At 48.1% G+C, this 12,400-nt stretch carries 13 protein-coding genes; 2 read left to right on the top strand and 11 right to left on the bottom strand.

Annotation, left to right across the window (positions count from 1 at the left end; genetic code table 11):
* Window positions 1-108 precede the first annotated feature (108 nt).
* The 8 genes from groEL to mmoX form a co-directional block, all read right to left on the bottom strand.
* On the bottom strand, window positions 109-1,791 hold the full coding sequence (gene groEL, locus A1359_RS16110) for a chaperonin GroEL (RefSeq protein WP_066985409.1): 1,683 nt from the start codon (window positions 1,789-1,791) through the stop codon (window positions 109-111).
* A gap of 96 nt (window positions 1,792-1,887) precedes the next feature.
* On the bottom strand, window positions 1,888-2,181 hold the full coding sequence (locus A1359_RS16105; protein ID WP_066985472.1) for a hypothetical protein: 294 nt from the start codon (window positions 2,179-2,181) through the stop codon (window positions 1,888-1,890).
* 5 nt (window positions 2,182-2,186) lie between these two features.
* Entirely contained in the window at window positions 2,187-3,221 is a 1,035-nt protein-coding gene (gene mmoC / locus A1359_RS16100) for an aromatic/alkene monooxygenase hydroxylase FAD-binding subunit MmoC (protein ID WP_066985406.1), read from the bottom strand.
* A 1-nt stretch (window position 3,222) separates the two neighbouring features.
* Window positions 3,223-3,483 (bottom strand): soluble methane monooxygenase-binding protein MmoD, encoded by a 261-nt coding sequence (gene mmoD / locus A1359_RS16095; protein WP_066985403.1) that lies wholly within the window; start codon window positions 3,481-3,483, stop codon window positions 3,223-3,225.
* A gap of 257 nt (window positions 3,484-3,740) precedes the next feature.
* Entirely contained in the window at window positions 3,741-4,238 is a 498-nt protein-coding gene (gene mmoZ / locus A1359_RS16090) for an aromatic/alkene monooxygenase hydroxylase subunit gamma (protein WP_066985400.1), read from the bottom strand.
* 9 nt (window positions 4,239-4,247) lie between these two features.
* Window positions 4,248-4,673, bottom strand: a complete 426-nt coding sequence (gene mmoB / locus A1359_RS16085; protein ID WP_066985397.1) for a methane monooxygenase regulator MmoB — start codon at window positions 4,671-4,673, stop codon at window positions 4,248-4,250.
* A gap of 9 nt (window positions 4,674-4,682) precedes the next feature.
* Window positions 4,683-5,861: an aromatic/alkene monooxygenase hydroxylase subunit beta gene (gene mmoY, locus A1359_RS16080; protein ID WP_066985394.1), complete on the bottom strand. Its 1,179-nt coding sequence runs from the start codon at window positions 5,859-5,861 to the stop codon at window positions 4,683-4,685.
* A 31-nt stretch (window positions 5,862-5,892) separates the two neighbouring features.
* Window positions 5,893-7,476, bottom strand: a complete 1,584-nt coding sequence (gene mmoX / locus A1359_RS16075; protein WP_066985391.1) for an aromatic/alkene monooxygenase hydroxylase subunit alpha — start codon at window positions 7,474-7,476, stop codon at window positions 5,893-5,895.
* A gap of 361 nt (window positions 7,477-7,837) precedes the next feature.
* On the opposite strand from mmoX, the gene A1359_RS16070 reads away from it, so the two are divergent.
* The gene (locus tag A1359_RS16070) at window positions 7,838-8,710 is read left to right on the top strand and encodes a fumarylacetoacetate hydrolase family protein (protein ID WP_066985468.1); all 873 of its coding nucleotides are present in this window, start codon (window positions 7,838-7,840) and stop codon (window positions 8,708-8,710) included.
* A gap of 183 nt (window positions 8,711-8,893) precedes the next feature.
* A complete protein-coding gene (locus A1359_RS22895) occupies window positions 8,894-9,088 on the top strand; it encodes a hypothetical protein (protein ID WP_198159383.1) in 195 nt (64 codons plus the stop codon).
* 382 nt (window positions 9,089-9,470) lie between these two features.
* On the opposite strand, the gene A1359_RS16055 is transcribed toward A1359_RS22895, so the two are convergent.
* From A1359_RS16055 to A1359_RS16045, 3 genes are read right to left on the bottom strand one after another with little or no spacing between them, the layout of a single operon-like run.
* Window positions 9,471-10,790, bottom strand: coding sequence for a UDP-glucose dehydrogenase family protein (locus tag A1359_RS16055; protein ID WP_066985382.1), 1,320 nt, complete (start codon window positions 10,788-10,790; stop codon window positions 9,471-9,473).
* Window positions 10,791-10,809: 19 nt separating this feature from the next.
* The gene (locus tag A1359_RS16050) at window positions 10,810-11,667 is read right to left on the bottom strand and encodes an NAD(P)-dependent oxidoreductase (RefSeq protein WP_066985378.1); all 858 of its coding nucleotides are present in this window, start codon (window positions 11,665-11,667) and stop codon (window positions 10,810-10,812) included.
* Between the two features lie 24 nt (window positions 11,668-11,691).
* A complete protein-coding gene (locus A1359_RS16045) occupies window positions 11,692-12,297 on the bottom strand; it encodes a GDSL-type esterase/lipase family protein (RefSeq protein ID WP_066985375.1) in 606 nt (201 codons plus the stop codon).
* Between the last annotated feature and the right edge of the window lie 103 nt (window positions 12,298-12,400).

Below are 12,400 nucleotides of genomic sequence, written 5' to 3'. Positions count from 1 at the left end.
ACTCTGGAGCGAGAGCAACCAGGGCTAGGAGGGTAGAGGTATATAGACAGGCTTAAACTGGTTTTCTCCTAATCTGTAGGGAGTTTGTCCGCCCTATCAGGGTTTCCATCAAAGGCGAGGATCTTCACGGGTAGCGGCGGCCCATTCCGGCGAGTAACCGTCCATAATGGATAAGTCAGGCACATTCATGATCACTGTATCACTGCTGATTAATGTGCCCACTACACTCACTGCTTTGCGTAATGCCATGCGCACCACTTTTACGGAATCGATGATGCCAATATCCAGAAAATGCCCATAACACTGATGTTGCATATCAAAGGCAAATTGCGGATCTGCCTGGGCGCATAAACGCATCATGACTTCTTCGCTGTTCAAGTCACAATTAACCAATAATTGCCGCATCGGTGCACCCAGCGCATTTTTGATGATGGCGATACCCTGCTGTTGCTCGGCATTTTCGGCGATGATTTCGTTCAATATGACCTGACTTCGAAATAGACCTACGCCACCGCCTGGCAGTACACCTTCTTCCATGGCTGCTTTGGCAGACAGATAGGCATTTTCGATTCGCACCAGGCGTTCTTTGATTTCTACGTCTGTAATACCGCCGACACTAAACGTACCGGTCTTTCCGGATAGTACGCAGATACGTTCTTCCAATTCCTCAGCCTCATGTAAATTACCGCTGGCTGAGCCTTCACCGGGTTTGCGGGCACGCACGACGGCAAGCGTTCGGCGTAAAGCCTCGATACGCTCAACTACCGGCTCACGGGCACCCGCCGCACCAATAATAGTCGTGCTACCCTCTATAATAACCGCCCGTTGCGCCTGCCCCAGCTGAGTCAGTTTAACCTGTTCCAGCCTAAGAGCATGTGCCTCCAAAATAGCCGTACCACCAGTTAATACTGCCAAGTCACTTAAACGATTGATGCGACCGTCACCGAAACCGGGCGGTTTGACGGCAACAACCTTGAAAACACCGCGAACATGATTCAGCAATAAGCCAGCCAATGCCTTTTCTGAAACGCTTTCGGCAATCAACAACAGCGGACGGCCTTCTGCAGCCACTTCTTCCAGAATGGGTACCAAATCGATAAAATCGCTGATTTCCCGATCGTATAACAAAATGTAGGGTCGCTCCAAAACTGCTTCGGCACGGGTTTTATCGGTGATGAAATAGGGCGATAAAAAACCCTGCTCATAATGTATGCCTTCCACAACCTCTAATTGATCATCACGACCATTACCCAGCTGGAAGCTCAAGCTGCCATCGTCACCTAGTTCGGATAATGCCTGCGATAGCAGCTTTCCGACACCGGCTTCACCTTTGCTGGCAACCAAAGCAATCTTTTCCAGCCAATCTTCCGTAACACCGGTCACAGCCGTTTTTTGCAAGTGCTGCTCAACTAGCGTTAAAGCCAGTTCCATACCTTTCTGTAACTGCAGAGGATGAAAGCCTGCTGCAACGCTTTTTAAAGCCTCGGAGGCCAGACTCTGCGCCAGCACAATCGCCGTGGTGGTGCCATCACCCACCTCACGAGAGACCGAGCCGGCCACATCGCGCAACATACGAGCCCCCAAGTCGGCAATGCGATCTTCCATCACAATGGCATTGGCAACGGTCACGCCGTCACGGGTGAAGATAGGCATGATGCCAGCGGTACGATGTTGAATCATTACCGCAGGACCGGCGCTACCCAGTGTGACACTGGCTGCTCTAGCCACCGCGTTAATGCCTTGCAGCAAACGCTGACGAGCTTCCGGATTATAAATAACTTGTTTTGACATGGTATTCCTGTATGCATGGGTGATTGTCATTAAGTGCCTGTCGAGTGGCCTACATCCTTGGTATTGCCAATTCGAAAACGTTGTTAATAACCGTGGTTAATCGATAGATTTTTGTTTCATCAGTACGTGTCCGGCATTGGCCCGCGTTTGATGCAGTCGTTCCAGCCGTAACCAGATCCAGGTCAGCTTTCTATCGGCATGGTCCATTGAGCGTTTGAAAGTCTCCTCTTCCGATTCTGGCATTTGTTTGTGCCAGTATTCGCTTAACTCGGCGACACGATCTTCGCCGAGCTTGAGCTTCAAGCGCCGCTCTTCATCCACCAGACGGCGAATACTCTCGTCTAGTTGAATGACCATGCTTTCAACAAACTCCTGGTCTTCGGCTTTCATAAACACTAACTAACGCTGGGCAAAAACTTCTCTAAGAAAATTTTATTTTGAGCGATGCCGGCTTCGGCACACACCGCATACACGGCATCTACCATACCTGGAGGTCCACACAGATATAAATCAGGACTCACCCCGCCACCTTGCAAATCGCGGCGTAAAATGTCCACCACACTGCCTTTTTCGCGATCCCAGCTTTCACTGGCTTTCCAGACGCAAATCCGCACTGTCAGGTTAGGCATTTCCGCTTCCAGCCGTTTGAGTTCATCGGCGTAAAACACTTCTTCTTCGGTATTCACACCGAAGTAAATGACACTGGTTTGCGGGTCACCCCATTCCAGCATGCGTCTGACCATGGATAAAATCGGTGCCAAACCGGTACCGCCAGCCACAAAATAACGTGGAGTGAAACCATTTTCCTTAAGCCCAAAAATGCCGGAAGGCCCTGTAACATTAATTTTTTGGCCGATGTGAGCTTGGTTTTGCAGCCAGCCGGAAAACTTGCCGTTATCAACAATACGAATTAAAAACTCTAATTCGCCGCGATCATTTGAAATATTGGCTGGCGAATAAGAACGTGTAGTGGTGGTTCCAGGAATTTCCAGATCAAAGAACTGGCCGGCATCAAACCGAATTTGTAATTCATCCGGCGGACTTTGCAGTTGTAACTTCATGGCATTGCTTGAAACCTTGGCTAATTCGACGACTTCCGCCTCAAAGTTCATGCCCACTGGCACAAAGGAAATACGGTCGTAAGTGTATGGCACTTCAACAACCATATCTGACGTCGGATAGCAGCGGCACAGTAATACATACCCGTTTTCTTCCTCTTCGGTGGGTAAAGCCTGAAAACTCACTTTGCCCAATTCATAATCACCGTCGGTGCAAAGACCTTTACAAGTTGCACATCCGCCTTCGCGACAGGAAGTCATCAGGTATATTTCTTGGCGCAACCCGGCGCTGACAATGTCCTCGTCTTCAAAACAGTCGAAACTAACGGAATCGCCCTCTTGGGTAATGATTTTAATTTGATGGGCACTCATCTCATTCTCCTCGCGCTTGGCTTCTATTCGAAACGCTGAAAAATGCCAGTACATGATCAACCGCGCGCCGCGAAGCATCCAGGGATAAGGAGCAACCTTCCTGCACCAGTTTTTGATCACGGTAAATAGTCCATCGCCACATAAACTCAAGATCTTCGCTGAATGCGGTGTAGGGTTCTACGTCGTACAACTTGGTGAGACTATCGTCATCAGTCGGAAAAGCAGGTGTAACCGCTGACTTAAAATTTGAGAATAAATCCATAATGCTTTTTCTATAAAAAGTAGTTGATTGTTATAGATGTTTGCAAAAAGTGAGCAGCCTTGCCGTCATCGTTGACTAACAGATCCTGGTGAATAGCCAACAATCCGGCCCATCGCTCAGCAGACTGATTTTGCATGTCATCAGTTTTAGGATGGAAAGGAATCGCCACGCATCCATCGTGGCGATTCACAACATGCCGCACCCGCCTCCTCCGCATACAAAAAAAGAGTCGGGGCTGCGGCAATCCTGCTGGAGGATTACTGTAAGGTAATCACTTTTACGCCACGTTTATTACGCAATTCCTCTAATGGCAACGCGTAATAGTCGGTGTTGCGTAATTCCATCAACTTGGTGCCCAACAGGCGGTCAGTATCCAGAAACACATTGACCGGCATGACGGGTGGTTTGCACGCCAGTCTGAAGTTGATGTGTATCCGTTCAGCTTCATACATGTCGGTGCAAGCATCCATTTTGGCAACAGCTTCATCGGCGACTTGCTGGGCATTTGCACCACAAGTACAGGTGTTAAACAATTGAGCATCTTTAAACTCATTATGTTTTAACAGTGCTAGCTTTTCTTCGATTTTGCACTCAATCCATAGTGCATCCAGCTCCAAAGACCAGTCGGTTTTGAAAGGACTCATGTGTTTGGCACGAAACTCGGTTAAGAACGTATGGCCTTGCGCCACGTTGTTCAGAGCCGCAATTTTAGCCATCCATGCATTGCGCGTGGGGTTGTCATGAATATTTGCCATGGTTATCTCCTATGCAGCGGCCAAGTCTTTCAGTTTGACATCCAATCCCATCAACTCTGAGGTAATGGTAAAGGTTTCGCCCAGCGTATAAGCGCGACCGATGGTCGATGAAACATCAACCAACAAGTCATAAACACTGTAATGTTTACCCAACAGCTCGGATACTTCCGTGCAATCGATCTCGATTTTGCCAGTGGCTTTCAGCCACCAAAAACCAGCGCGATCCTCTACGACCAGTGTAGGGTTGTCCGCTTTGTGCGAACCCAGCAAGATTTCTTCAACCACGGTGTTGAGTTCATCGGATTTTTTTAAGACCAACACCACTTCGTGACTTTCATGTACCACTTGGTTGTCTTCGGAGAAGTACTCATCGGCAAAGGCTTTGCCGGTTTTTTGCATAATGCCTGCGTTGTAAGCATTTGAACTTTTAGACATAATATTTCCTTATTTGAGACCGGATAACACGGTTTTAACCAATGCAGCGGTATCGACTTTGTAGTTGATAGGATCAGCGAAATCACGTTTCCAATCCGCAAATACCCGAACTAGAGCCGCTTCAATGGCCGCTTTGTCGCTAACACCCTTGATTTCAGGGATGGTGTCGTAAATACCCATGAAATCCTTCAATGCATTAACGGTTCTCGGCAGCCATTTATCGGCCCAGGCTCGCATCAAGCGGTTGTTGTAATCGCCGAATTCCACGTCAGTACCCAGACAGGTATGGAACATGTCGGTGGTAATGCCCTTGGTTTGTGAGAAATACAACTGCATTTGATTGATAAAGAACGGCGTCAAGTTGTCACCGTAATAGGATGACAAACGCAAGAAGAATTCTCTACGCACAAATTGACCGAACAGCGGATCGCAAATCATATGACCTGAGAACAAGATTTCATTCCAGTCATAAGTGGCTTGCCAAATATCTTGCACCAACTCTCTAGCACCTTTGAATATGGAGCCTTGAGTCCATTCCTGTTTAGGAATGTCGGTAGACTCCGGAAAACCAGGCACCAATTTAGACAGGAACGTTCTTTCGGCTTGTATCATTTGTGCGTTATCGACTTTGTCCAGGCCGATCATGGCGCTGCTCATGCGCAAGGTATCACCTAGGCAATCACGCACCACAGAGGAATGCGAATTGAACAAGCCATACTCGTAAAAACCGAAGGCGCCCAAATAATCACCCAATACTTCATCGCGCCAGACTGGATCAATGGAGCGTACATGGCCGTCAGCCGAGTAAGCTTTCAGAAAGCGGTCGGTATAACGCCATTCTTCGGCTTTATCTTTGACATACAGTGCGTGCCAACGAAAAGCCGGATCGCGATGGGCCAGCCAATCCGAGCTACGCATTTCAGTGGATTCATTGCTCCAAGAAGGACGTCCACCGTGGAATTTTTGCGTCCAGTCGCCCCAGTCCAGACCACCAGGAATCCAGTCCGGTGTAGGCTGGGTATAGCAGCACAACGTTTCATATTCATTAACCCGTTTACCGCGCGGCTTCATGAAATAGTTCATTTTGCGTTGAGTTTCCAACGGTTTGTCGGGCACTGCGGCCATGATTACAGCGGCAATTTCCGGATCAGTTAGACCGCGTCTTCCACCATTAACTTCTATAGACATAAGCTTGTTTCCTTAACAATAGTTGAAATGATTACAGGGCTTTCAATGGATCGGAAAACACGCAATTAATTTTTTTGATATCGTCCAGCGTCCACAATTTGCCGTCTTTGTTGGTGTGTGGCTGGCTGATTAAAGTTTTGCCATCGCTACGTAGACCAAAGCCTTCGGCAATCACTTCGGACAGTTCGCGACCTTCGTATTGCTCGAAAATGTTTTGGCACTCATAACGCTCAGGCTCTGAAAGCCACATTCTTTCTCCCCATTGGTCGCTGAAGGAATGTTTTTTGCCGTTGAATTCCAGAACACGCAAGGTGCTTTCGCCTTTGCAATAGCTTGGGCAGAACGGTACTTGAGAAACCCGGTCGATATAGATCGGATGGTTGTTTTCGATGAACCACTGGATAGGCAGGAATCCGCTGCTTGGATCTTCGCAACCACGAGCACGCCATTCGTCATACACTTTGCCGTACATGTCGTACCAGCCTGGATAGTTGGCTTCATACCATTCTGCTTCTTCAGGCGTTGGCAGGCTCAAACGGAAGAAACCGGTAGGCCATAAAGCGTAAGCAATCAAGAACAAGTCGTGATGCGCCCAATAGGCGTCTTTTTTCGCATCCCGCAAGCTACGTGGTGATTCAACGCCGTATTTGCCCAAACGACCGATCCAGATACCACCCCAATCTTCATACACCCAGCGATTCCAGGTTTTAACCCAAGGCTCGACTTTGAAATGGCTGCCGTACTCAAACATCATACCCAACACAGGGGTAAAGTATTTTTGTTGGGTCCAGAAGGCGTTGTTCAAATCCGTGTTCAGATATTTTGAAGCCGCTTCGTCGTTGGCGATAGATACCACGGTTTGGTAACCATTGGCCATGTGGCGCAATTCGTCGGTTTCAATCGACAGGAACACGGTCGGCGTCATTTCATCGCCATTGGCAGACGCCCATTCGGTAACGGCAACGATCAACGGATTGGTAAAGCAAGCCTCACCGACCAGTTGCAAGTTGATTGAGCATTCAACCGCATCACCGGAAATAAAACCATCCGAGAATACCCGTTTCATGCCTTTCCAAAGAGGCCCAATCGCGCGAGTGCGGCGAGCATCATTGTGACCAGCTGCATCTTGGCCTTGTTTGGCAAAGTAATAGTTGATGTAACCACATTGGTTGGTGTGGCGAATTTCGTCTAACACCTGACCCAAGTAGCCATTTTTTTGTTCGGGCGCGGTTGCAGAATCCCACAACATACCGGTGGCGGCAATTGCGTTGTATTCGCCCACTTCCAAGAAATTGGAAATGACTTTCATCGATTCATTCCATTTCGGATGTACGCGGTTGGCCGCATCTACCCGTGTCAATACATCTTGCAAACTACCGAATTGACGCTCGTCCTTAACCGATTCCATACGCGCATATTCTTTAGCGATCAGCTTGAATTGCTCCTTGGTATCGTTGGCCATTTTGTATTTGGTCGAATATTTGGTTCGATTTTTATCAAAATCCCAAGTAAAGCTTTGCATCCATCTGTGAACTTCCTGAGCCCCTACGCTTACGGGCGCAGGATTTGCGGCTAACGCATCGGTTGCGGCTTTTGTTGCTGCACTAATAGCCATATTATTTCCTCACTGTTTTGTTATTAATTTGAAAGAGGCCAACGCCAGCCGGCGTTTTAGAGATTTCCTGTCGTCTTGAACTGGCTTTCTTTTGCGAAGTGACGTCAGCCTCGCCCCTATAAAGCAACATGCATACCAATATCGTATAAATTAAATAATAACCAAATAAAACAATTAGTTAACTACAGAATAGGCCGCAAAATGGAATAAAAAAAGGACAGGAAAGGTGTCTAAAAAATAGACACCGATTAAAAACTGGACGTCCAGACTGTACAAATGCTCGATTTCCGAAAAAGAGCAGTCAAAGAAAAACACCATGCGTAGGATTACAATGCAGTTTTTTACAGACAGCGTGGACATTATGAAGTTGGTGACATTTATCCAAAACGGAAAAATCTGTATCGGTGCCCTGGTAGACGATAGCGTAGTAGTCGCTACCGGCCATATCGATGATGCAGACAATATGATGACCTTTTTAGCCAGTGGTGCGGGTGGCTTGACTGCCATGCAGGCCTTGATAGTTTCGGGTCAACGGCGAGTTAAATTGTCAGATATACAGTTGCTGGCACCGATCCCCCGTCCTGGAAAATTTTTGGGGATAGGCTTGAATTATGCCGATCACATCAGTGAAACAGGTCGCGACAAACCCGAGTACCCCACTTTTTTTACCAAACAAAGCACTTGTGTCATCGGCCCTGGCGCAGCCATTCATTGCCCTAAGGTCTCGGAGAAAGTCGATTACGAAGGGGAGCTGGGATTTGTAATTGGCAAACGTTGCCGACATGTGTCGGTTGAAAATGCTCACGAAGCCATCGCTGGTTACACCATTTGTAACGATGTAACCGTACGCGACTGGCAACATCGCACGCCCACCTGGACACTGGGCAAGTCTTTCGATACCCACGGCCCAATGGGGCCTTGGCTGGTGACCGCCGATGAGATTGCCGACCCGCATAATCTGACGTTGAAGACCTGGGTGGATGACGAATTACGCCAGAATGCCAATACGCAAGCGATGATATTCAATTGTTATGAAATGATCGCCTATCTCAGTCAGGCCATGACTCTGGAACCAGGGGATGTAATCAGTACCGGTACGCCTGCCGGAGTCGGAGTAAAAATGCAGCCGCGTGGCTATCTAAAACCCGGCCAAACCGTGCGCATTGAAATCGAGTCAGTGGGGACACTAACTAACCCTGTAATCGCCGAGCCGGATGGTTTTTACGTAATTTAACGATGTTAAGCATGAATTAAGTCTCTACCCGCTATGCTGTAACCATCATAAAAATAACAGGCTGAGGCCACGAGGTATTTATGAAAATTTTACAGTTGGCTTTTTCAATTATTCTTGCATCAGCATTGTCGGGTTGTGCTTATAACGGCTATCAACATGGTTATGCTGGTTATAGTAGCAGCTATGGCTCTGTTTACAGCACTGGTTATGGCGTTCAAGAATCCTATTATTATCCTGCGCAAACTTATTATCAGCCGGCTGGTGGTGTTCACTATCAGCGCTACAGAAGCCCTGGCTACTCAAATCGCGCAGCGTTACATGGAGGACATGATTACAACAGGGATTGGCGAACCGCCAACCCGCATCGAAATCAGCTAAACCCAGGCGGGAAGAGTAACAATGCTGGACGTTGGCAAAACCATGCAAGGGAACAAGACAGGGGAGCGCAAGCAAGAAGTCATCAACATACTTCTGCAGCGAAGCGTTCCTGGCAGTCAGCGCCTACTTCGGACAGCATGGGAAGTGTTCAACACAGCCCTGATAACAGAAATAGGCGCAACCACAGCCAACGCTAGGTAGGTAAAAATTCAGCAAGTGGGTAACTTGTACAGAGGCTTTTGCAAAACCTCGAATATACAAATCCAGCAACCTAGGGGTATTTTTTTATAAAAAAAGCCCGAATCAGCGTCTAGTCTTAATTCCGGCTTCCCTGCCGAAATAAGAAGTACTACTTTTCTGCGCATTTTTAGCCTGATAGCACTCAACGACCAATCGCGTAATATTGCAATCCCGCCTGCTTAACAAATTTCGGTTCGTACATATTACGACCATCAAAAATGACTTTATCTTTTAACTGCCGACTCAATTGCTCGAAATCCGGGCTGCGGAATTGTTTCCATTCGGTAACGATGATTAAGGCGTCAGCATTTTGTAAGGCGTCGGCTTGCATATCGCAATACATCAAGCCGGCTTTGTCGCCGTAAATTCGCTGGGTTTCGTGCATGGCTTCCGGGTCGTAGACCTGTACGCTGGCGCCGGCAGCTATCAAGGCTTCCAGCAATACCCGACTGGGGGCTTCGCGCATGTCGTCGGTATTGGGTTTGAAAGCCAGGCCCCATATGGCGAAAGTTTTGCCTTTGACGCCGTCCGGATAATGGGCCGATATTTTTTCGAACAACCGATGTTTTTGTCTATCGTTGACATTTTCCACCGCGCTCAATAATTCAGCGTGATAACCCATTTCTTTGGCGGTGCGCTCCAGGGCTTTCACATCTTTTGGAAAGCAGGAACCGCCGTAGCCGCAGCCAGGGTAGATAAAGCTGTAGCCGATGCGACTGTCGGAACCGATGCCGTGGCGCACGTTTTCGATATCGGCACCCAGTCTTTCCGCCAAGTTAGCCAGTTCGTTCATGAAACTGATTTTGGTGGCCAGCATGGCGTTGGCGGCGTATTTGGTCAGTTCGGCGGAGCGAATGTCCATGGTAATCACCCGTTCGCGGCTGCGGTTGAACGGTGCGTACAGGGCTTTGAGCAATTCGGCGGTTCTGGGGTTGTCGGTGCCTATGATGATGCGGTCGGGCTTCATAAAATCATCCAAAGCCGAACCTTCTTTCAAAAATTCCGGATTGGATACCACATCAAATTCTTGGGTTTCACCACGTGTAGCCAATACATCCAATACCGCTTGTTTGACTTTGTCGGCGGTGCCTACGGGTACGGTAGATTTGTCGACGATGATTTTATAGTCGGTCATGTGTTCGGCTATGCTTTTGGCTACCGCCAGCACGTATTTTAAATCTGCCGAGCCGTCTTCATCCGGCGGCGTGCCAACAGCAACAAACTGAAACAAACCAAAATCTACGGCTTCTTTGACGTCAGTAGTAAAGTGCAAACGGCCGGCAGCCATATTTTCTTTGACCATATCTTCCAGGCCTGGCTCGTAAATTGGAATGATGCCTTGTTTGAGTTTGTCGATTTTGCTTTGATCCACATCCATGCACATAACTTGATTGCCAACATCGGCCAGACAGGCTCCTGTTACCAAACCCACATAACCGCTACCAAATACTGTAATTTTCATCATTACTCCACATCGTAAATTAAGATTTCCGTTTTAATCGATATAGCGCCGAAATATCTTCGTCGCCAAAGCCTTGCTGCATGAGCATTTGATAATCATGCAGAGTTGATTCTGTTAATGGGCAGGCAATTTGCGCTTGCTCGGCCATTTGTTGGCAAATTAGTAAATCCTTGTGATGCAAAGCCAGTTTAAAGCCGGGTTGGAAAGTGCCTTGCGTCATAGTTTTACCGCGATGCTGTAAAAACCAGTTACCGGCCGCGCCGCCCGTGATCACATCGATGACTTTTTCCATATCCAAACCCTGGGCCTGGCCGAAAGCCAGTGCTTCAGTCACGGCATGATTTATGCCGGCACACATGATTTGATTGACTGCTTTGCAGGCTTGTCCCGAGCCGGTATCGCCCAGATGTTCGATACGTGCGGTCATGGCTTGTAAAACCGGTTTAACTCGCGCAAGCACGGCAGCATCACCACCTACCATCATGGCCAGCGAGCCTTGATTGGCGCCTTCGACGCCACCTGAAACCGGGGCATCGAGAAAATCGGCCTGCCTGGTTTTAAGCAAACTTGCGGCTTGTTTGGCGGTGTTGCTGCTAACAGTCGACATATCAACCACCACAGAACCGGGTTTGATGCTGTCGCATAGGGCAGACACCACATCCAGTACATCCTGATCAGCCGAAACACATAGCAGTATTAGATCGACTTGTGCTGCTAACGCTTGTGGACTGGTAAAGGATTTAACATTTAATTCAGCCGCTAACGCTTCTGCTTTGCTGGAGGTGCGATTATAAACCGCCTGCAGAAAACCTGCTTTGGCAAGATTCCGCGCCATGCCTAGACCCATGGCCCCTAAGCCTATCATGCCTGTTTTCATTATTATGAACTCCCCAATATCCGTTTATAGTGCGCCTTGCTGTTGCAGTAGCACAGCAATGTTTTTGGCTAATTGTGCGTAGCCCGCATCATTTGGATGTACGGTGTCGGATTTAAGTGCATTGGAAGCCAAAATAGTCGGCAAGCTCTCCAAATCTACCGGCACCTGCTCGGACTGCGCCAGTTCTGCGTAAAATTCCGCACTGTGTAAAAACACCAAACCGAATTTGGGGACGCCCATCAAGACCACGGCAATATTGCGTTGTTTGGCTTCCGCTATCATGGCTTTTAGGTTGTCGCGGGTTTGTTCAGGGTTTATCTGGCGCAAAATATCGTTACCGCCATGTATCAAAATCAATAGATTCGGTTGATACTCGTCCAGTAATGCTGGCAAACGTATTAAGCCTTCGCTGCTGATTTCGCCGGGTACGCCGGCATTGATGACTTCGCGGCCGGCCAATCCAGCCAGAATGCTCGGATAATCATGTTCTGCGGCGGCGCCGGTGCCATAAGTCAAACTGTCACCAAAAGCGAGAATGACAGCCTGATCCGGCAACTTGCTCAGCATAGGTGTTTGTTTGTTACAAGCTATTACACCCAGTAGCGCTAAACCGATTATCCATTTTTTCATGCCTAAACTCCCTAAAATTAACCTGCTGATTCGAGGGCTACCGAATCAGAAAATCAAGTGAAATTCACCATCCACCCTATACTATTTTCGCCTTTCGCCTTTC

The organism is Methylomonas lenta (assembly GCF_001644015.1).
In the GTDB taxonomy this organism is placed as follows: domain Bacteria; phylum Pseudomonadota; class Gammaproteobacteria; order Methylococcales; family Methylomonadaceae; genus Methylomonas; species Methylomonas lenta.
Note: the sequence above shows the minus strand (reverse complement) of the source record. Positions and strands in the feature narration are given on the sequence as shown.

Excerpts from the sequence above, each read along its gene's own strand:
- groEL (WP_066985409.1), bottom strand. The coding sequence starts at position 1,791 with ATGTCAAAACAAGTTATTTATAATCCGGAAGCTCGTCAGCGTTTGCTG.
- A1359_RS16105 (WP_066985472.1), bottom strand. The coding sequence starts at position 2,181 with ATGAAAGCCGAAGACCAGGAGTTTGTTGAAAGCATGGTCATTCAACTA.
- mmoC (WP_066985406.1), bottom strand. The coding sequence starts at position 3,221 with ATGAGTGCCCATCAAATTAAAATCATTACCCAAGAGGGCGATTCCGTT.
- mmoD (WP_066985403.1), bottom strand. The coding sequence starts at position 3,483 with ATGGATTTATTCTCAAATTTTAAGTCAGCGGTTACACCTGCTTTTCCG.
- mmoZ (WP_066985400.1), bottom strand. The coding sequence starts at position 4,238 with ATGGCAAATATTCATGACAACCCCACGCGCAATGCATGGATGGCTAAA.
- mmoB (WP_066985397.1), bottom strand. The coding sequence starts at position 4,673 with ATGTCTAAAAGTTCAAATGCTTACAACGCAGGCATTATGCAAAAAACC.
- mmoY (WP_066985394.1), bottom strand. The coding sequence starts at position 5,861 with ATGTCTATAGAAGTTAATGGTGGAAGACGCGGTCTAACTGATCCGGAA.
- mmoX (WP_066985391.1), bottom strand. The coding sequence starts at position 7,476 with ATGGCTATTAGTGCAGCAACAAAAGCCGCAACCGATGCGTTAGCCGCA.
- A1359_RS16070 (WP_066985468.1), top strand. The coding sequence starts at position 7,838 with ATGAAGTTGGTGACATTTATCCAAAACGGAAAAATCTGTATCGGTGCC.
- A1359_RS22895 (WP_198159383.1), top strand. The coding sequence starts at position 8,894 with ATGGCTCTGTTTACAGCACTGGTTATGGCGTTCAAGAATCCTATTATT.
- A1359_RS16055 (WP_066985382.1), bottom strand. The coding sequence starts at position 10,790 with ATGAAAATTACAGTATTTGGTAGCGGTTATGTGGGTTTGGTAACAGGA.
- A1359_RS16050 (WP_066985378.1), bottom strand. The coding sequence starts at position 11,667 with ATGAAAACAGGCATGATAGGCTTAGGGGCCATGGGTCTAGGCATGGCG.
- A1359_RS16045 (WP_066985375.1), bottom strand. The coding sequence starts at position 12,297 with ATGAAAAAATGGATAATCGGTTTAGCGCTACTGGGTGTAATAGCTTGT.